General features: G+C 65.0%; 2 protein-coding genes. Both read left to right on the top strand.

Annotated elements, in window-relative coordinates:
• The first annotated feature begins 229 nt into the window (after positions 1–229).
• Positions 230–1,306 carry a PhoH family protein gene (locus TW83_RS17000; RefSeq protein ID WP_045983970.1) on the top strand — a complete coding sequence of 359 codons (1,077 nt, stop codon included), beginning with the start codon at positions 230–232 and terminating at the stop codon, positions 1,304–1,306.
• On the top strand, positions 1,299–1,796 hold the full coding sequence (gene ybeY, locus TW83_RS16995; protein ID WP_045983969.1) for an rRNA maturation RNase YbeY: 498 nt from the start codon (positions 1,299–1,301) through the stop codon (positions 1,794–1,796). The genes TW83_RS17000 and ybeY overlap by 8 nt, the downstream gene beginning before the upstream one ends.
• Positions 1,797–1,934: the final 138 nt, after the last annotated feature.

The raw sequence follows: 1,934 nt of genomic DNA, 5'->3' as shown, positions 1-1,934 counted from the left end.
GCATGACGGCCCGGTGGCGGACATGGACCGCGCGCCCGCCTTGGCCGGTTTTCTGGGCATCCCGTCCGCCGGGGTCAGTGATCATGCGCGATAAGGATGCAACTTTTGCACAGGCTTGGCCGTTCTGCCACAAACGGGGGCAGTTGCGCCCCATTTACCACGAACATGAACTTGTGCGAATCCGACCGGCTTGCCACCATGGACCGACCAGATTGACCAGGAGAGACATTTGGGCCTGACCCCGACGCCACCCGTCACCGCGGCTTCTGCCGAAACCCTGCTTGAATTCCCCGACAACCGGCTGTTGATCGACCTGTGCGGTCCCAACGACCGCCATCTGGCCCGGATCGAGGAGGCACTTGGCGTCCATATCTTGCGTCGCGGCAACCAAATTGCCGTGGTCGGCGGCCCCGAGGCCCAGTCCGAGGCCGCGAACCTGCTTCGTGGCCTATATGCGCGGCTGGAACAGCACCGCCCCGTCGGCCCCGACGAGGTCGAGGCCGCATTGCGCATGGGGGTCGAACCCGCCGCCGACGTGACCCCGGCCGAACAGCTGGAGATGTTCGCGCAGGGCAATTACGAGCTGCGAACCCGCAAGAAATCGGTCGAGCCGCGCACGGATGCACAGAAGGCCTATGTGCGGTCGCTGTTCCAGAACGAGCTGGCATTTGGCGTCGGGCCTGCGGGCACCGGCAAGACCTATCTGGCGGTGGCCGTGGGCGTGACCATGCTGATCGGCGGCCATGTCGACAAGATCATCCTGTCGCGCCCTGCCGTCGAGGCCGGGGAGCGGTTGGGCTTCCTTCCGGGCGACATGAAGGAGAAGGTCGATCCGTACATGCAGCCGCTCTACGACGCGCTGAACGACTTTCTTCCCGGAAAGCAGATGCAGAAGCTGATGGAAGAGAAGCGCATCGAGATCGCGCCCCTGGCCTTCATGCGCGGGCGCACCCTGTCGCGCGCCTTCGTCGTGCTGGACGAGGCGCAGAACGCCAGCAGCATGCAGATGAAGATGTTCCTGACCCGTCTTGGCGAAGGCTCGCGGATGGTCATCACCGGCGACCGCACCCAGATCGACCTGCCGCGCGGCATGATGTCGGGCCTTATGGACGCCGAGCGCATCCTGAAGGACGTCAAGGGCATCAGCTTCAGCTATTTCACCGCCGATGACGTCGTGCGCCACCCGCTTGTCGCGCGCATCATCAAGGCGTATGAGGTCGAGGACAACGCCGCCCTTGCCCGCGGTGAAACAGAGGAGCCGCGCGGCCAGTACGTTCCCCGCCGCGCATTCAGAAACGATGCCTGACGAGATTTCCGTCGACTGCGTCATCGAGGATGACCGATGGCAGGCCGCCGGTCTTGAGGACCTGGCGGCCCTTGCCGTCACCGCCGCGCTGGACCACCACCGCTTGGGCGGGGAGGTGGTCGTCATGGGCTGCGACGACGCCCGCATCGCCGCGCTGAACGCCGATTTCCGCGGCAAGCCCCGGGCCACGAACGTGCTGTCATGGCCGTCGGTCGAGCATCTGCCGCATGATCCCGGTCAGGCGCCCGAGATGCCGGACGAGGAGGAACTGGGCGACATCGCGATCGCCTATGATACCTGCGCGGCCGAGGCCGAGGATCAGGGCAAGCCCTTCGACCATCACGTCCAGCACCTGCTGGTCCATGCCACCCTGCATCTGCTGGGTTACGACCATCTGAACGATCCCGATGCCGAACTGATGGAGGCGACGGAGCGCGCCATCCTGTCCCGGCTTGGCATTCCAGACCCTTACCAGGAGAAAGACCGATGAATTCCGAAAGCCGATTATCCGAGCCCGCTCCTCAGCCGGCCATCGAGGAGGTCACGGCGATCGCCGTCGACGGTGGCGCCACCGAGGAGAAGGAGGCCGGTAATGGCAAAGGATTCTTTGGCCGCGTGCTGTCGGCCC

The organism is Paracoccus sp. S4493 (assembly GCF_000967735.1).
Lineage (GTDB): Bacteria > Pseudomonadota > Alphaproteobacteria > Rhodobacterales > Rhodobacteraceae > Paracoccus > Paracoccus marcusii.
This window is presented reverse-complemented; position numbering and strand designations above follow the sequence as displayed.

Excerpts from the sequence above, each read along its gene's own strand:
- ybeY (WP_045983969.1), top strand. The coding sequence starts at position 1,299 with ATGCCTGACGAGATTTCCGTCGACTGCGTCATCGAGGATGACCGATGG.